Raw genomic sequence first — 17,335 nt, forward strand, 5'->3', positions numbered from 1 at the left:
GAGGTGGAGGTGGAGGTGGAGGTGGAGGTGGAGGTGGAGGTGGAGGTGGAGGTGGTGGAGGTGGAGGTGGAGGTGGTGGAGGTGGAGGTGGAGGTGGAGGTGGAGGAGGAGGAGGTGGAGGAGGAGGAGGAGGTGGTGGTGGTGGTGGAAGCACGACCGCAGTAGGACTACCATCAGCCCGCACTTGCTCGCCTGCTGCATCTGGTTGCCTGACTTGGGGCACAGGCAGCAACGCACGGGTGTGGGTGTAGACCGGCAGATCCTGGTCGGAGACCACCAGCACCGCCTCGCCCGCTGTCACGCCCACACAGCCCGCCTGGGTGCACACCTCGATCTCGTCCTGCTCACCCGACACGAACACCTGACCGTTGGCATCGATGGCCAGCAGGAAGGCGGACCCCCGGATGCCCACCACCGCCGTCGGCGTGACCACCTTGTAGTTGGCGGGATTGCGTTTGCCGATGAGCCCCGTGAGGGCACGCATCCCGCCCCGCAGCAGGTTCACCACAAAGTGGTCTTCGCCCGCTCCTGCCCCGTCGGCATATCGGGTGACGGTGAACTGCGAGTCGGGGTACAAGGCCACCAGCCCCCCGTCGGAGAAGCGTATCTGCGCCCTGCCCTCGGTGCCGGTCAGCACCACATCGCCCCCATCCAGTTCGGAGCCCTTGGACAGGCGCGACAAGGTCTCGCCCCGCCGCAGTTGCACATCTCCCGCCGTGAACTGCACCAGCCCCGCAGCGGCCAGCCCGGTCAGCGGCCACGCCGCCACCATGCCCATCAGCAGCGCCAGCCGCGCATATTTTTGGTCTGACGTCATAGACAACTCCCAGGTGCATCGGCACAGGACCAGCGACGTAACAGCATTCAGAACTCCCGGCGCACGGTGATGGAGAACACCCGGCGCTCATAGTCGGTGATGGGCAGTGTGGACGCGTTGCGCGTGAACGACCATTGCGGCGTGACCCGCCACCCCGGCGATGGGGTCCAGTTCAACCCCAGGGCCACCTGGGCCTGCCGGTCGGTACGGGTGACCGCAAAAAACGGGTCTTTCCCGCCGTAGCGCCGGTGCTCCCAGTCTGCACTGGCAAACACAGACCATTGAGGCGCCAGAGGCCACTGCCCGCCCGCCCGCAGGCCCCACAGCCGGTGGCCCAGCGCGTCGGCGCCGCTGGCCTGCGCGCGCTCCTGACCACCATACACGCCACCATAGGCCGACGAACCGTTGCGGAACAAATGGGAATACGACGTGCCCACCACGCTGCGGCGCACATTGCGCAGCGCCTGGTCGGGGTAACGCACGTCGAGCACCTGCACAAAGCTGCCCCACTGGCGAAAACCGTCTATGCGGTAAATCCATTCGCCCAGCACACCGCCCATGGTCCGCAGCCGCGTGCCGTCCAGCGCGTAGTAAGACCCTTGGCCAGACGCAATCAGTTCATGGCGCTCTGCCCGCCAGGCCAGCCCCAGGGTGCCATCCAGTGCCGTGTGGTCAAACCGGTCTGCGCCGCCCCCATAGTGCCGGGCAGCCCCGACGGCTGTGCCCACCACCGACCAGCGGGCGTTGAGCACTGCCCGCCCCCGCAGTCCCGCTTGCGCCACCACATAGTTGCCGGAGGTTGCCAGCGCCTCAGGCAGCAGCGCCCACGCCGGGGTGCCGGGCACAGGCGACTGCAGGTCGCCCACAACGGGCGCTGCGTTGGCATTGGAGTCGTGGCCGACGCCCAGCTCCACATAACCCTTGAGCGAAGAGCGTCCTCCGGCATCGAGCCGATCGTAGGAATACAAAAACTGATCGAGCGTGTGCCCGGCATCCACCGGAATCAGTGCGGCCTGCACGGGTGCAGGCAAAGCCATCACGCCCCGGCGGTCGCCCACGGCCTGCAGGGATTGCCCCAGCGCCACCTGGGCCTCCATGTTGCCGGGTTGTGCAGCCAGCCAACGCTCGCGCGCCATGATGGCCCGCGTGTATTGCCCGGCGGCATGCGCAGCATCGCCCATGGCGGCGTCGAATACCGGGTCGCCTGCCCGCTGGGCCTCCTGGGCATCCAGCAAGCGGAACGCCTGAAGTGCCTGGCCTTGTTGCACCAGCGCCAGCGCTTGCTGTACCAGCTCATCAGCCCGCGCCGCGCATGACCAACCACCGCCCCAGGCCAGAACCGCGCACCATGGCAGCACGCGCCAGGACCAAATTCGCAGGTACATGAACGCCCCCTCTCGAAACCCGCTGCCGGGTGGAGGCAATTTACACCTGTTTACCCTTTTTGGGGGACTCTGGAGGGTGGTTTTCGCCCATCCGCCACGCCGTGCGTGCACCGGCGCCCACGGCGCAGCCAACCACCCAGAAAAGCCCTCCCACGCCAATCACCGCCCCCGCAGAGCCAAAGAGCATGGGCATGAGCACGCTGGATGCATTGATGGCCATGAGCCGCAGGCCCAGCGCCTCGCCGTGGCGCGCTGGCGGCGTGATCTGGTGCAGCAGGCTCATCACCATGGGCTGCACCGAGCCCAGCGCAAACCCGAGCAGCACCGAACAAACGCCCATGGCCAGCGCGCTGTGCAGCAGCGGGTACACACCAAACAGCACGGCCGTAGCGACCATGGCGCCCGCCACCACCACCCGCTCGCGCAGCCGCTCGGCCACGATGGGCATCAGCACCCGGATGACGGCAGCAGCAATCGCAAACGCGCCCAGGATGGAGCCGATGACCGACGCCGACAAGCCCCGCTCGTGCCCGAGCAGCGGCACCACAAAGGTGTGCACATCCCAGCACGAGGACAGGATCCAGTTGACCAGCAGCAGGCGGCGGAACGGCGGCTCGTTCATCAGGTCCCACGCGCGCTGGGGGGGGCCGCCTGCGGCCGCGATCACGGGCGGCAGCTCGACCGTGTCGCGCACCCAGAACCAGGTGAGCAGGGGCAGCACGGCCATCAGCGCGAAGGCCGCGCGGTAGCCCTCCATGCTGCCCGCCGCGCTGCCCGCGTTATCGATCATGAGCCCCGCACAGAAGGGCCCGATGAAGTTGGACACCGCAGGCCCGATGGCCAGCCAGCTGAACACTTGCTTGAGCTGCGTGGCGTCGTGCGCGGCGCGCCCCACGTGGCGCTGCAGCGCAATGATCGCGGCGCCGCTGGCGCCACCGGTCATCAACGCCGCCAGGCACAACACCGGAAAAACGGGGAACACCAGCGCCAGCGCCGCCCCGGCCGATGCCACCGCCACCGCGTAGCCCACGGGGCGCTTGAGGCCGTGCCGGTCTGCATAGCGCCCTGCCGGCAGGGCCAGAAAGACCTGCGTGAGGGCAAAAAGTGCCAGCAACACCCCAACGGCCGCAGCACTGTGGCCCTCGCGCAGGGCGAGCAGCGGAGCGGCCAGACGCATGCCCGCCATGCAGGCGTGCACGCAGATCTGGCCCGCAATCAGGCGCGCCAGAGCCCAGTTCACTGCAGGTCTTCCTCGGGGTCCAGACCGGGCAATGCCGGGGTGCTGCCACCCACCAGCGGACCGGCCGCGCCGGGCGCAGGCAATTCCTGCACATCGCGCAGCTTGCGCTGGATGGCACGGGTGCGCACGCCCACCTCGTCAAACTTCTTGGCGGCGGCGTCAATGGACTTTTTGGTGGCCTCGACCACATCGCCAAACTTGGCGAACTCGGTCTTGACCATGCCCAAGAGGCTCCAGACTTCCGACGAACGCTTTTCAATCGCCAGCGTCTTGAAACCCATCTGCAGGCTGTTGAGCATGGCGGCCAGATTGGCCGGCCCGGTGATCATCACGCGGCAGTCGTTCTGCACGGCCTCGACCAGGCCGGGGCGGCGCATGACTTCGGCAAACAGGCCTTCGGTAGGCAGGTAGAGCACCGCAAAGTCGGTAGTGTGCGGGGGCGAGACATACTTGGCGAAGATCTTCTTGGCTTCGAGCTTGATCGAGGTTTCGAACGCGTTGCCCGCCGACAGGACGGCCGCCTTGTCGGCCGCATCCTGTGCGTCCAGCAGGCGCTGGTACTGCTCCACGGGGTACTTGGAGTCGATGGGCAGCCACACCGGGTGCTCGTCGCTCTTGCCGGGCAGGCGGATCGCAAACTCCACCAGCTCGTCACTGCCCGGCACGGTCTTGACGTTGCGCGCGAACTGGTCGGGCGTGAGCACGTTGTCGATGATGGCGCCCAGCTGCATTTCGCCCCAGGTGCCGCGCGTCTTCACGTTGGTCATCACGCGCTTCAAGTCGCCCACGCTGCCTGCCAGGGTCTGCATCTCACCCAAGCCCTTGTGCACCTGTTCGAGCCGGTCGCTGACGAGCTTGAAGGACTCGCCCAGGCGCTGCTCCAGCGTGGCGTGGAGTTTTTCGTCCACTGTGCGGCGCATTTCTTCGAGCTTGGTGGCGTTGTCGGCCTGTATGGCAGCCAGGCGTTCGTTGAGCGCGTTGCGCAGCTGCTCAGCGTTGTGCTGGCTGCCCTGCACCATGCCGGTGAGCTGCTGCGACACGGCGTCTTGCAGCACCGAGAACTGGTTCTTGATCTGAAAGCCGTTGGCTTCGAGCTGGTCCTTGAGCGCGGTGGACATAGCGCCCAGCTGCGTCTGGATGTCGCCCTTGAGCGAGTCGAGCGTGAGGCGCGTGGCGGCCTGCAGGGCCTCAAAGCGCTCCTGGATGCGCTTTTCAAACAGTACCGTGCTTTCGGCCATGGCTTCGCGGGACTTGACGCTTTCGGCCGCCAGCGCAGCGGTGGTGGTGGTCAGCTCGGTGCGAAAGCCCACCAGGGTGGCCGACAGCTCGGTGCGCGCGGCTGCCGCGTCGGCCTGGCCCTGGGCCAGATGGGCCAACAAGGCCTTGCTGCTCTCTTCCAGCCGGCCCGCCACGGCGTTCTGCAAGGCGTCAAACCGCTGGGCCAGGGCGGCGTCCTGCGCGGCCTGGCGCTGCGTCAGCGCCGCATCGAAAGCCGCCAGGCGCTGGTCCAGCCGCCCTTCAAACACGCCGAAAGCTGCTAGCAGCTCCGCCCGCCCGTTGCGGGACTCGGCCACCGCCTGGGCCAGGCGTTCATCCACCGCGTGGCGCAGGGTCTCCAGCGTGGACTGTGTGGTCTGGGTAAAGCCGCGCAGTTGCTGCCCCATGCCGTCCAGCGCGCCGTCATTCTTGGCCACGGCAATCTGGGTGGCCTGGGTGGTTTGCTCCAGCGACTGCAGGCGTGCCAGCCACTCGGGCGGCAGATCCACGCGGGGACGGCGCAGCAACAGCACCACCAGAAGAACCAGCGCCAGTGTCAGCGCGGCCAGGAGAACAAGGGTGTCAGCGGTCAAGGTTTACTATGGTTTTGATAGCTATCAGCGCATGATCGACTAGCGCATCCGGTCGATTGGACTCGAAACTTGAAATCAACGCAGGCTGGCGGGCTGATTGACCGGTGTGAGCGGTCCACGCCCGCCCAAGAAGGCAATCAGGTTGTCCGCCGCCAGGTTGGCCATGGCGCGCCGGGTAGGCACCGTGGCGCTGGCAATGTGCGGGGTAAGCACCACGTTGGGCACGGTCAGCAGATCGGGGTGCACACTGGGTTCGCCTTCAAACACATCCAGCCCTGCAGCCGCGATGCGGCGCTCGCGCAAGGCTAGCGCCAGCGCAGCGTCGTCCACGATGCCGCCACGCGCAATGTTGACCAGCGTGGCCGTGGGCTTCATCAGCGCCAGCTCGGCCGCGCCAATGGTGTGGTGCGATTCTGCCGTGTAGGGCACCACCAGCACCACGTGTTCTGCGGTGCGCAGCAACTCATCCTTGCCCACATAGGTGGCCTTGCATTCGGCCTCCAGCGCGGGCGACAAGCGCGAGCGGTTGTGGTAGATCACCTTCATGCCAAAGCCGTGCGCGCCGCGCTTGGCAATGCCCTGTCCGATGCGGCCCATGCCGATGATGCCCAGCGTGCTGCCGTGGATGTCGCTGCCCGCGAACATGTCGTAGCTCCACTTGGTCCACTTTCCGGCCCGCAGGTAATGCTCGCTCTCGGTCATGCGGCGGGCCGTGGCCATCAGCAATGCAAAGCCGAAGTCGGCCGTGGTCTCGGTGAGCACGTCGGGCGTGTTGGTGCCCTGCACGCCAGCCGCCGTCATGGCATCCACGTCAAAGTTGTTGTAGCCCACGGCCATGTTGGCGCAGATCTTGAGGCGCGGCGCGGCGGCGAGCAGTGCGGCATCGATGCGCTGGCTGCCGGTGGTCAGGACACCGTCCTTGTCGGCCAGGCGCGCGGCCAGCTCTTGCGGGGTCCAGATCACGTCGTCGGGGTTGGCTTCGACGTCGAAATGCTCACGCAGACGGTCCACGATGTCGGGAAAGATCGCGCGGGCGACCAGGATGCGGGGTTTGCTCATAAGTCTTCAATCTCCAAACTATTCGCAAGGCACGTCGGCCTATAAAAACTGGCGTGGACCAAGCCAGCGGCCGCCGAGCAAAGGCCGCCCTGCAGCGAGGGCGGCGTCCCCCTTCCCGCAGCGCGCAGCGGTGCGAGAGAAGGGGGAAGCGGCGCAGCCGCTCAGGGGGATGTTCACTATCTAAACCAGATGAAAGTCATGACGATAAAGAGCGGCACCAGAATGCCCCCCGACCACAGCATGTAGCCGAAGAAGCTGGGCATCTTCACGCCCCGGTCTTCGGCAATGGCCTTGACCATCATGTTGGGCGCATTGCCGATGTAGCTGTTGGCACCCATGAACACCGAGCCCGCCGAGATGGCAGCCAGCGTGGGGGCCAGGGTGGTCATCAGCACGGCCGGGTCGCCCCCGGCGGTGTTGAAGAAGACCAGGTAGGTCGGCGCGTTGTCGAGGAAGGAGCTGAGCAGCCCGGACGCCCAGAAGTACATGGCCGGGTCGGGGGTGCCGTCCGGCCGCGTGACAGCGGATACCACGGCGCCAAACGGACCATTGACGCCCGCCTTGAGCATGGCAATGACCGGAATGATGGTGAGGAAGATACCCGCAAACAGCTTGGCGACCTCCTGCATGGGGCCCCAGCTGAACTGGTTGTCTTCATGCACCTGTTTGGGCGTGATACGCAGGGACACCAGCGCCACGATGATCAGGCCCACGTCCCGCACGATTCCGGGCAGGCCTACCTCGGCCCCGGCGATGGTGAACGCCACCTGCGACTTCCACAGGCCGCTGAGCAGCACCAGCGCCACCACCACGCCCAGCAGCGCAAAGTTGGCCTTGCCGTCAAAGCCGATGGCTTTGGTGTCGGGGGTGGGGTCGGCCTTGAGCACCTCTTCGCGCCGGTGGTAGTACCAGGAGTCCATCACGAAAAAGATGGCGAGCAGGGAACCGACCAGGAACAGGGTCTCGGGGAAGATGTGGCTCACCGTCCAGAAGAAGTCCACGCCCTTCAGGAAGCCCAGGAACAACGGCGGGTCGCCCAGCGGCGTGAGCGAGCCCCCAGCGTTGGAGACGATGAAGATGAAAAACACCACCACATGCGCCGTGTGCTTGCGGTTGTCATTGGCGCGGATCAACGGGCGGATGAGCAGCATCGATGCCCCCGTGGTGCCCATGACGCTGGCCAGCACCGCGCCAATAGCGAGGATGGCGGTATTGAGCGCCGGGCTGCCATGCAGGTTGCCCCGGATGTAGATGCCCCCCGCCACGGTGAACAGCGCGGTGAGCAGGATGACGAACGGAATGTATTCGGCCACCAGCGCGTGCACAAAACTTGCGCCCGCTGCGCCCGGGCCAAACACCAGCGCAAACGGCACCAGAAAAGCCAGCGCCCAGCCCGCCGCGACCTTGCCGAAGTGGTGGTGCCAGAAGATAGGAGCCAACAGCGGCATCAAGGCAATCGACAGCAGAATGCCGGCAAAGGGCACACCCCACAGCACAGACAGTGCGCTGCCATCAATATCGGCCGCCAGTGCCAGCCCCGGCAACGCCGCCAGTAGGCCGGCCACTGCCAGCCCGCGCGTGAATTTCATGGTTTATGTCTCCGTCTCATTGCTAAAAAATCAGGGGGCAAGGTGTCGGCACCCGCGCGACACCTGCACTGCAAGGTCACACCGGCGAGGGGATCTCAAACACCTGGCGCAGGTAGGCCAGGTACTTCTCGTCATCGCACATGCCCTTACCCGGCGTGTCGGAGAGCTTGGCCACCGGCTGGTCGTTGCAACGCGTCATCTTGATGACCACCTGCAAGGGCTCGTGGGCTGGTGGGCTGCCGAGGTCGTTGGTCAGATTGGTGCCAATGCCAAACGCCAGCTGGCAGCGGCCCCGGAACTGCTGGTACAGCTCGATGATGCGCGGGATGGTGAGCGCATCGCTGAAGATCAGCGTCTTGGTCAGCGGGTCCACGCGGTTCTTGCGGTAATGGTCCAACAGGCGCTCCCCCCAGGCAAACGGGTCGCCGCTGTCATGGCGGGCTCCGTCGAACAGCTTGCAGAAGTACAGGTCAAAGTCGCGCAGGAAGGCGCTCATGCCGTACACGTCCGACAGCGCAATGCCCAGGTCGCCCCGGTATTCCTTGGCCCACATCTCGAAGCCGAACACCTGGCTGTCGCGCAGCCTCGGGCCCAGCGCCTGGCAGGCCTGCAGATACTCGTGCGCCATGGTGCCCAAAGGGGTCACGCCCAGCTTCATCGCGTACAGCACGTTGCTGGTGCCCGCAAACTGCCCAGGGCCTGCGGGTGCACCCGGGCGGCGGTCGCCGGTGCCCAGGCGGGCCACCAGCACGCGCAGCACTTCTTCGTGCCAGGCGCGGCTGAAGCGGCGGCGTGTGCCGTAGTCGGCAATCTTAAGGTCCGACAGGCCCTCGCCCTGCAGCAGTGCGATCTTGGCATCGAGCCGGCGGCGGCCTTCCGGAAAGTCGGGCACCTTCTGCGTGTTGCGAAAGTACACCTCGTTGATGATGGCCAGCACCGGGATCTCGAACAGGATGGTGTGCAGCCAGGGCCCGCGGATGGTGATGTCGATCTCGCCGTTGTGCTGGGGCGTGACGGTGATGTATTTCTCGTTGAGCCTGAACAGCCCCAGAAAGTCCACGAAGTCGCTCTTGATGAACCGCAGCGACCGCAGGTAGGCCAGTTCGGCATCCTGAAAATGCAGGCTGCACAGCGAACGGATCTCGTCGCGGATCTCGTTAGCAAACGGCGCCAGCTGCACGCCGGGGTTGCGGCACTTGAACTTGTATTCGACCTGCGCGCCCGGAAACTGGTGCAGCACCACCTGCATCATGGTGAACTTGTACAGGTCGGTGTCGAGCAGGCTGGTGATGATCATGGACAGGGCAAGCCTCAGAAACCGCGCACGCTGGGCACGCGATGCTCCGGCCGCGGACCGGACAACAAAGCCGCAAAGTGTAGGCCATCGCGGCGCCCAGTGCGCGGCACGGCGGGCGGCGTCAGCCAGTGTTCAGCCGCCGTCGGCCATTCAGGCTGTTCAGGGCCCAGGCGCACATCGCAACTGCGCCTGACGCTATCAAATCAGTAGCTACGGTTTGCAGCCACTGATCAACCGCCGATCCACTGCCCATTAGCCGGGCATGACCAGCGCCTGCAGCACGTTGCGCAATGCGTCTGGCACGACCACCGGGCGGCGGGTTTCACGGTCCACGTACACATGGATGAAGTGCCCCGCCGCCGCCGTCAGCGGCTCGCCCTGCGCAAACAGGCCCACCTCGTAACGCACGCTGGAGCCGCCCAGCCGCGCCACGCGGATGCCAGCCTCCACTGTCTGCGGGAACGCCAGCGGCGCGAAGTAATTGCATTGGGTCTCGATGACCAGGCCGATGGTCTGGCCCGCATGGATGTCCAGCACGCCCTGGTCGATCAGATGGGCGTTCACCGCCGTGTCGAACCAGCTGTAGTACACGACGTTGTTCACATGCCCATAAACGTCGTTGTCGGCCCAGCGTGTGGTGATGGGGCGAAACACGCGGTAGGCGCTGCGCGGCTGCGGAGCCGGGCGGACCGGCGCGGAAGAAGCGACAGGAGAGGGGCTGGCGGCAGAGGTCATGGCCGCACATTCTGCCAGCGCTGGTGGTACTGCCAGGCCACGCGCCAGGTGGTAAGTTGCGCCTGCAGCGTGTCCTCCAGGTCGTTGCCATAACCGCCCGCCATCACGAACACCGTGGGAATACGCCGCTGCCAGGCCCAGTCAAACACCCGCCGGTCGCGTGCCTCCAGCCCATCGTGGGTGACGGCGAGACGCCCCAGCCGGTCACCCACGTGGGGGTCCGCCCCCGCCAGATAAAACACTAGATCCGGCTTGCAGCGGTGGTCCAGCGTCTCCAAGGCCTGGTCCAGCGCGTGCAGGTACTCATCATCCGCACACCCGTCGGGCAGCTCCACATCCAGGTCGCTCGGCTCCTTGCGAAACGGAAAGTTGCGTGCGCCATGCAGCGACAGGGTGAACACGCTGTCGTCCCCCTGAAAGATATGGGCTGTGCCGTTGCCTTGGTGCACATCCAGGTCGATCACCGCCACCTGCAGCGGCCAGCCCGAGCCATCGTTCAGGTGGTCGGCCTGTGCCTGCCGGGCAGCCACCGCCACATCGTTGAACACACAAAAGCCACTGCCTTTGTCGGCATACGAGTGGTGCGTGCCGCCAGCCAGGTTGCCCGCCACCCCCTCGCGCCACGCGGCGCGGGTAGCGGCCAGGGTGGCGCCCACCGAGCGGCGCGCGCGTTCGGCCATGGCCGGGCTCCAGGGAAAGCCGATCTCCCGCTGGGCGGCGGGCGCGAGCGTGCCGTGGGCCACAGCGTCGATGTACTGCGGGCTGTGCACGCGCGCCAGCGCCTCATCGGATGCGGGCAGTGCCTCTTTCAGTACGGCGCCCGGCAAATGCTCTGCAATCCGGTCGCGCAGCATGCGGTACTTGGCCATGGGGAAGCGGTGGCCCTCGGGCAGGGGCAACACGAAGTGGTCGGCGTAGTAAGCATGCATGACACGATTGTGGCAAGCCGAGGATTTCTGGGTGATCGTGTCTAATTTGCTGCGCTGCAACAAAAACCCCTTGCAATAGCGCCGCAAGTCCCTAAAATTCAATCCATGCTGCACTGCAACATGACTATCAGGTCAAGGTCAGCGCAGATGTCCGTGAACCACCCCGGCCCCATGGGCCCTCATTTTTAGGAGATATGACATGTCGCTGACCGCAGAACAAATCCTGGCATCCCACAAGGCCAACATCGAAACCCTGTTTGGCCTGACCTCCAAGGCTTTCGAAGGCGTGGAAAAGCTGGTCGAACTGAACGTGACCGCTTCGCGCGCTGCGCTGTCCGAAGCCGCCAACCACACGCAAGCCGTGCTGGCCGTGAAGGACGCCCAAGAACTGCTGGCCCTGCAAGCCGGCCTGTTCCAGCCCCTGGCTGAAAAGACCGCCGCTTACAGCCGCCACCTGTATGACATCGCTTCGGGCACCGGCGCCGAGTTCGGCAAGGCTTTCGAAGCCCAGGCCACCGACGCGCAGAAGGCTTTCACCAACCTGGTGGACAGCGCCGCCAAGAATGCCCCCGCCGGTTCCGAAACCGCTGTGGCCGTGATGAAGAGCGCCGTGTCTGCCGCCAACAACGCGTTTGAGTCGGTGCAAAAGGCTGTCAAGCAAGCGTCTGACGTGGCTGAAGCCAACTTCAACGCCGTGGCCAACACCGCTGCCAACGCTGCCAAGACGGCTGCTCCCCGCAAGCGTTAATCGCCTTACCTGCGGTCTGGAGTGCAACCTCTAGGCCGCGTTCAGGGAATACCCTGATAATTCAACCCATGCGCTACTGACCTTGTCAACAGCGCCCCAGTTGTCTCCTTGGATCCTCTCGAAACCCCCGTTTCAAGGATCCTTTTAAAGCCCGGTTTTACGACCGGGCTTTTTTTTGGTCTGCCCGCTGCAGTGGTCAAAACAGCGGGCACTGGAACCGGCCCGCGTTAAGAACTCATCCACTGGAGGCGACCCAGTGCCCAGCGCATTGGGCCCTTGCGCCACCTCAAACCCGGACGCCAAATCCGGCCTTTGCGCTGAACATTGATCAAGAATAATTCGCGTTTGCTTTATCATTGCCGCAGTTTCAACCCCGAAAGATGCAACCCATGTCGAAGACTGTGAAAGCCTTGTTGGGCGCTTGTGCGCTGGCCGCCGCTGCAGGTGCCGTGCATGCCCAGGAACAAGTGGTCAACCTCTACTCGGCCCGCCACTACTCCACCGACGAGGCCCTGTACACCGGCTTCACCAAGGCCACGGGCATCAAGATCAACCGTGTGGATGCCGACGATGCCGGCATCCTGGCCCGGCTGAAGGCCGAGGGCGCCGCCTCCCCCGCCGACGTCATCCTGCTGGTGGACGCTGCCCGCCTGTACAAGGGCGAGGTGGACGGCCTGTTCCAGCCCATCCAGTCCAAGGTGCTGAACGATGCCATCCCCGCCAACCTGCGCAGCCAGCCGGCTGCGGACGGCGGTATCTCGTGGTTTGGCCTGTCCACCCGTGCGCGCGTGATCGTCTACAACAAGGTCAAGATGCAAAAGGCCGATGTGGACACCTACGAAGAACTGGGTGACCCCAAGAACAAAGGCAAGCTGTGCATCCGCTCGGGCTCGCACCCCTACAACCTGAGCCTGTTCGGCGCGGTGACGGAACACATGGGCGAACAGAAGGCCGAGGCCTGGCTCAAGGGCATGGTGGCCAACCTGGCCCGCCCGCCCAAGGGTGGCGACACCGACCAGATCAAGGCCGTGGCCGCCGGCGAGTGCGATATCGCCGTGACCAACACCTACTATCTGGCGCGCATGATGCGGTCCAACAAGCCCGAAGACGTAGCCGTGGTCAACAAGGTGGGCGTGGTGTTCCCCAACCAGGAATCCTGGGGCACGCACCTGAACATCGCTGGCGGCGCAGTGGCCAAGCACTCCAAGAACCAGGCCAACGCCATCAAGTTCCTCGAATACCTGGCCAGCCCCGAGGCACAGAACTACTTTGCGAATGGCAACAACGAGTGGCCTGCAGCCAAGGGCGTGGCGCTGGACAACCCGGCACTCAAGGCCATGACCGGTGGCAAGCCTTTCAAGAGCGAGACCATCCCGATCAGCGCGGTGGGTGCAAACACCACCAAGGTGCAGCAGATGCTGGACCGCGTGGGCTTCCAGTAACCTGCCCTCACCCACCACAAGCCCGGCCTGGTCCGGGCTTTTTTTCGCGTTCAGCACGGCAGGGAGATGCGCCATAATTGACGTTTACGTTAACGTCACTTACTGGAGACAACCATGGACATCCAAGGCAAGGTATTCATCGTCACCGGCGGCGCATCGGGCCTGGGCGAAGGCACGGCACGCATGCTGGCCGCCCAGGGCGGCATCGTGGTCATTGCCGACATGCAGGCCGAAAAAGGCGAGGCCGTAGCCAAAGAAATCGGCGGCGCGTTCGTGAAGTGCGATGTGAGCAACGAGGCCGACGGCCAGGCCGTGGTGGCCAAGGCCGTGTCGCTGGGCAAACTGGTGGGCCTGGTGAACTGCGCCGGCATCGCCCCCGCCGAGAAGACCGTGGGCAAGAACGGCGCGCATGCGCTGGCCCTGTTCAGCAAGACCATCACGGTCAACCTGATCGGGAGCTTCAACATGATCCGCCTGGCCGCTGAGGCCATGAGCAAGAACGAGCCCGAATCCACCGGCGAGCGTGGCGTGCTGATCTCCACGGCCAGCGTGGCTGCCTATGACGGCCAGATCGGCCAGGCCGCCTATGCAGCCTCCAAGGGCGGCGTGGTGGGCATGACCCTGCCAATTGCCCGTGACCTGGCCCGCAACGGCATCCGCAACATGACCATTGCGCCCGGCATCTTCGGCACCCCCATGCTGTTTGGCATGCCACAAGAGGTGCAGGACGCGCTGGCTGCTGGCGTGCCCTTCCCCAGCCGACTGGGCACCCCGCAGGACTACGCCAAGCTGGTGCGCCACATCCTCGAAAACGACATGCTCAATGGCGAGGTGATCCGTCTGGACGGTGCCATTCGCCTGGCTCCACGCTAAGCCGGCACCGGGGTCATTGAAGCGAGTCTTAATGCTACTCTTTCGATAGCAACTCAGGCATATTCCTCTAGCGCATGGCGCTTGTTTGGCACAAAAAGCAGTCCATCAGGAGCCTGCACAGGCCGCGGGACTACCGCGAGCCAAACCCTTTGCTGATGCCCCCACCGCCGCGCCCACAACGCGGCGGTTTTGTTTGGGCGGTGGCTTGCCTCTGCCTCCCGCCCTCTCAACCCAATACCGCGTGGCCTTGGGTAAGAAGCCCCTGCAAGTCGGCAGCACGCACCGGGCGGCTGAAGTGGTAACCCTGCCCCGTGTCGCAGCCCAGTCCCAAAAGCACATCGCGCTGCGCCACCGTTTCCACACCCTCTGCGATGGTCTCCAGACCCAGGCTTTGCGCCAGGCCGATGATGGCGCGCACGATGTGGGGCGCGCTGGGGTCTTCACCCAGATGGCGCACAAACGACTGGTCGATCTTGAGCTTGTGCACCTTGAGGCGCTGGATGTAGCTGAACGACGAGTACCCGGTGCCAAAGTCGTCGATGGACAGTTGCACGCCCAGGTCATACAGCTGCCGCACGATGGCAATCACCTGCTCCGGTGCATCCATGGCGATGCTTTCGGTCAGCTCCAGCTCCAGCATCAGCGGGGGCACGTTGCTGTCGGCCAGCGCCCGTCCCACCATGTCCACCAGACCCGGGTGGCGAAACTGCACCATCGACAGGTTCACCGCCACCACCAGCTCAGTATGGCCTGCATCACGCCACTGCCGGGCCTGGGCCAACGCAGTGCGCAGCACCCATTCGCCGATGCCCAGAATCTGGCCGCTGCTCTCGGCCACCGGTATAAATTCGGCCGGGCTGACGACGCCCAGCTCAGGGTGCGTCCAGCGCAGCAAGGCCTCCACGCCCACCAAGCGCCGGTCCTTCAGCCGAATTTGTGGCTGGTAGTGCAGTGTCAACTGGCCCTGCACCAAGGCACTGCGCAGGGCGTTCTCGATCTGCAGCACCCTGAGCGACCGGGCCTGCATGTCCGCCGAGAAGAACCGGTAGGTGTCACGCCCGGACTCTTTGGCGCGGAACATGGCAGCGTCGGCGCGCTGCGCCAGGGTCTCGAAGTCCCCCCCATCCTCGGGGTACATCGCAATACCGATGGAAGAAGTCACCACCAGCTCGTGGTGCTCCAGCTTGCAGATACGGCGCACTTGCGCTTGCAGCTCGTCGGCTACATGGGCTGCCTGCTGCGCATCGGTGAGCGGCAGCACGATGACGAACTCGTCCCCGCCCTGCCGCGACACCGTGTCTTCATCGCGCACCACCGACTGCAACCGGTGCGCAATCTCGATCAGCAAGCCGTCCCCTACCTGGTGACCGAGCGAGTCGTTAACATTCTTGAAGTGATCCAGGTCCAGGTACAGCAGCGCGAGCTGATGGCCGCTGCGCTGGGTCAACGCAAGGGCCTGGCTGAACCGGGACGCGAACATCGTGCGGTTGGGCAGGCCCGTCAGCGCATCGAAGTTGATCAGCTTGCGGATGCGCTCCTCGTCACGCCGGCGCTCCGTCACGTCTTCCTGTACGGCCAGGTAGTGGGTGATGCGGCCCTGTTCGTCGTGCAATGGCGAGATGATGGCGGACTCGTTGTACTCGCCGCCGCCTTTGCGGCGGTTGACGAATTCGCCACGCCACGGACGGCCCGATGTCAGATGCGCCCACAGGTCGGCATACACGCTGGCAGGCGTGGCCCCGGCACTCAGCAGACGCGGGTTACGGCCAATCACCTCCTCGGGGCTGTAGCCTGTCGTGGCGGTGAACGCGGGGTTCACGTATTCGATGTTGCCGTCAGCGCCTGCAATGAAAATGGAGTTAGGCGCCTGCTCCACGGCATGCCGCAGCTTGCGCAGGGTGTCCAACATCTGAACCCGCTGCGTGATGTCGCGGGACAGCACCACAAAGTGATCATCCGTTTCATCCTCCATTCCCTTGCGCGCCACGGACAGCTCAAACCAGTGCTGCCCATCGGGCAAGTCCAGTGCGTACTGGAAGTCGCGGGCCAGGCCCTGCTCTGCTGCGGCATTGATCGCAGCCTGCGCTACGGCGGCTGCCGCAGGGGGCAGGATGTCGTGGATCGAACGCCCCACGACCTCGTTGGCGGGCATCAGCAGCAATTCGGGCTGGCGCGTATGGATCTGCACATAGCGACCGTCGCGGGTCACCTCGAACATCAAGTCAGGCACGGCATCTAGCACGGCCCGCATGGCCTTGTCGGACTGCTTGAGCACCCGGTACGGTGCCTCGATGGTGCCCACAAAAATGGCGCGGTACAGGTAGTAGTACCCCACCACCTTGTACATATGGCCCAGCAGATTGAAGGGGTCGGTCGCGACGACGTAGAACGTGAAAAAAAACTCGCTCAGGGCCATCACCCACACGGCGGCGAACAACCTGGCCACATCGAAAGCGGCACGCTCCCGCGCCCAGTGCAGCAGCACGCCCAGCGACGCCGCGTACAAGGCCACCACGCCGTACTCGGAAGCAATCTTGAACCGTGTGAGCCCCTGGTCGTCATAGGTCTGCGGGTACCACTGTGGAAACAAGAACACAACGGCGTGGATGACTGCGACAACGGCCAGTACCAGCGCAAGCACCAAAAACCTGCCAGGGCCAGGTGCAGCTGCATCGCCCGGCACGCGCCAATGCAGCGCCACCGCGCCGAGAAGCGTCAGCGCCCCCAGGTATCGCGCGGGCAACCAGAAATTGATGCCCTTGGCCACCGAGTTGGGCGTGATGTAGTCGGGCATGCCAGCGAATGACAGCATGTGCGAAAAATCCAGGATCGCCACGCCCAGAAAGCCGCAGGCCAGGATGAGAACATTGCGCTGCGGATTGAGGCTGTGTGCCTTCCACCCCACTGCAAACACCAGGGCAGACACAGCAATGGACAGCGTCTCCAGCACTTGGTGCAGCGTGAGGTAGTGCCCCACCCGTTGCGGACTGGCCACCGAGAAATAGGCCCAGGCTGCGATCACCCCACCGGTCAACAAGTAAAGCACCGGCGCCACAGCTTTGAAGCTGGCCAGGTGCTGTGGGTGAATCTGCAGCCGAAAAAGGTTCATAGGCGCGGGATGGATCTTTGAGAGCCGTCTGGGCGGTAGGGAGATGCGGCCGGATACCGCTGATTCTTGCACAGGCCCTACCACTTGTAACAGGTTGAACCCCAGCAGCGGCCTGTATCAAGATGCTTGCACAGCCATGCGAGCGCATGGCGTACCAAAAGAGGCATAAAAAAACCGCTGCAGTCTTGCGACTGCAGCGGTTGATATCTGGCGGAGTGGACGGGACTCGAACCCGCGACCCCCGGCGTGACAGGCCGGTATT

General features: G+C 64.7%; 13 protein-coding genes. 3 read left to right on the top strand and 10 right to left on the bottom strand.

From position 1 onward, the window contains the following. The 9 genes from ACODSU_RS24615 to ACODSU_RS24655 form a co-directional block, all read right to left on the bottom strand. The coding region (locus tag ACODSU_RS24615) for a FecR family protein (protein ID WP_488845520.1) at positions 1–817 on the bottom strand (817 nt) is incomplete at its 3' end. 47 nt (positions 818–864) lie between these two features. After that, entirely contained in the window at positions 865–2,202 is a 1,338-nt protein-coding gene (locus ACODSU_RS24620) for a tetratricopeptide repeat protein (protein WP_488845522.1), read from the bottom strand. Between the two features lie 40 nt (positions 2,203–2,242). Continuing rightward, on the bottom strand, positions 2,243–3,442 hold the full coding sequence (locus ACODSU_RS24625; protein ID WP_488845524.1) for an MFS transporter: 1,200 nt from the start codon (positions 3,440–3,442) through the stop codon (positions 2,243–2,245). Continuing rightward, positions 3,439–5,292: a DNA recombination protein RmuC gene (locus ACODSU_RS24630; RefSeq protein WP_488845527.1), complete on the bottom strand. Its 1,854-nt coding sequence runs from the start codon at positions 5,290–5,292 to the stop codon at positions 3,439–3,441. The genes ACODSU_RS24625 and ACODSU_RS24630 overlap by 4 nt, the downstream gene beginning before the upstream one ends. Positions 5,293–5,367: 75 nt before the next feature. Further along, positions 5,368–6,351: a 2-hydroxyacid dehydrogenase gene (locus ACODSU_RS24635; protein WP_488845529.1), complete on the bottom strand. Its 984-nt coding sequence runs from the start codon at positions 6,349–6,351 to the stop codon at positions 5,368–5,370. Between the two features lie 176 nt (positions 6,352–6,527). After that, positions 6,528–7,940 (bottom strand): sodium:proton antiporter, encoded by a 1,413-nt coding sequence (locus ACODSU_RS24640; RefSeq protein WP_488845531.1) that lies wholly within the window; start codon positions 7,938–7,940, stop codon positions 6,528–6,530. A 76-nt stretch (positions 7,941–8,016) separates the two neighbouring features. Continuing rightward, positions 8,017–9,237, bottom strand: coding sequence for a nicotinate phosphoribosyltransferase (gene pncB, locus ACODSU_RS24645; RefSeq protein ID WP_488845533.1), 1,221 nt, complete (start codon positions 9,235–9,237; stop codon positions 8,017–8,019). A gap of 252 nt (positions 9,238–9,489) precedes the next feature. After that, a complete protein-coding gene (locus tag ACODSU_RS24650) occupies positions 9,490–9,972 on the bottom strand; it encodes an acyl-CoA thioesterase (RefSeq protein WP_488845535.1) in 483 nt (160 codons plus the stop codon). Then, a complete protein-coding gene (locus ACODSU_RS24655; RefSeq protein ID WP_060986310.1) occupies positions 9,969–10,901 on the bottom strand; it encodes a histone deacetylase family protein in 933 nt (310 codons plus the stop codon). The genes ACODSU_RS24650 and ACODSU_RS24655 overlap by 4 nt, the downstream gene beginning before the upstream one ends. 199 nt (positions 10,902–11,100) lie before the next feature. Here ACODSU_RS24655 and ACODSU_RS24660 point away from each other — a divergent pair, with 199 nt between their 5' ends. From ACODSU_RS24660 to ACODSU_RS24670, 3 genes are all read left to right on the top strand, one after another. Continuing rightward, positions 11,101–11,649 carry a phasin family protein gene (locus ACODSU_RS24660; protein WP_015014459.1) on the top strand — a complete coding sequence of 183 codons (549 nt, stop codon included), beginning with the start codon at positions 11,101–11,103 and terminating at the stop codon, positions 11,647–11,649. A gap of 389 nt (positions 11,650–12,038) precedes the next feature. Further along, positions 12,039–13,091 carry an extracellular solute-binding protein gene (locus ACODSU_RS24665; protein WP_309824599.1) on the top strand — a complete coding sequence of 351 codons (1,053 nt, stop codon included), beginning with the start codon at positions 12,039–12,041 and terminating at the stop codon, positions 13,089–13,091. Between the two features lie 114 nt (positions 13,092–13,205). Continuing rightward, positions 13,206–13,964: a 3-hydroxyacyl-CoA dehydrogenase gene (locus ACODSU_RS24670; RefSeq protein ID WP_110961292.1), complete on the top strand. Its 759-nt coding sequence runs from the start codon at positions 13,206–13,208 to the stop codon at positions 13,962–13,964. 226 nt (positions 13,965–14,190) lie between these two features. On the opposite strand, the gene ACODSU_RS24675 is transcribed toward ACODSU_RS24670, so the two are convergent. Next, positions 14,191–17,073: a bifunctional diguanylate cyclase/phosphodiesterase gene (locus ACODSU_RS24675; RefSeq protein ID WP_488845538.1), complete on the bottom strand. Its 2,883-nt coding sequence runs from the start codon at positions 17,071–17,073 to the stop codon at positions 14,191–14,193. Positions 17,074–17,335 lie beyond the last annotated feature (262 nt).

Source organism: Acidovorax sp. FG48, from assembly GCF_057809085.1.

What these genes read in the sequence shown, in the direction of transcription:
- ACODSU_RS24620 (WP_488845522.1), bottom strand. Translation starts at nt 2,202, where the DNA reads ATGTACCTGCGAATTTGGTCCTGGCGCGTGCTGCCATGGTGCGCGGTT.
- ACODSU_RS24635 (WP_488845529.1), bottom strand. Translation starts at nt 6,351, where the DNA reads ATGAGCAAACCCCGCATCCTGGTCGCCCGCGCGATCTTTCCCGACATC.
- ACODSU_RS24640 (WP_488845531.1), bottom strand. Translation starts at nt 7,940, where the DNA reads ATGAAATTCACGCGCGGGCTGGCAGTGGCCGGCCTACTGGCGGCGTTG.
- pncB (WP_488845533.1), bottom strand. Translation starts at nt 9,237, where the DNA reads ATGATCATCACCAGCCTGCTCGACACCGACCTGTACAAGTTCACCATG.
- ACODSU_RS24650 (WP_488845535.1), bottom strand. Translation starts at nt 9,972, where the DNA reads ATGACCTCTGCCGCCAGCCCCTCTCCTGTCGCTTCTTCCGCGCCGGTC.
- ACODSU_RS24655 (WP_060986310.1), bottom strand. Translation starts at nt 10,901, where the DNA reads ATGCATGCTTACTACGCCGACCACTTCGTGTTGCCCCTGCCCGAGGGC.
- ACODSU_RS24660 (WP_015014459.1), top strand. Translation starts at nt 11,101, where the DNA reads ATGTCGCTGACCGCAGAACAAATCCTGGCATCCCACAAGGCCAACATC.
- ACODSU_RS24665 (WP_309824599.1), top strand. Translation starts at nt 12,039, where the DNA reads ATGTCGAAGACTGTGAAAGCCTTGTTGGGCGCTTGTGCGCTGGCCGCC.
- ACODSU_RS24670 (WP_110961292.1), top strand. Translation starts at nt 13,206, where the DNA reads ATGGACATCCAAGGCAAGGTATTCATCGTCACCGGCGGCGCATCGGGC.
- ACODSU_RS24675 (WP_488845538.1), bottom strand. Translation starts at nt 17,073, where the DNA reads ATGAACCTTTTTCGGCTGCAGATTCACCCACAGCACCTGGCCAGCTTC.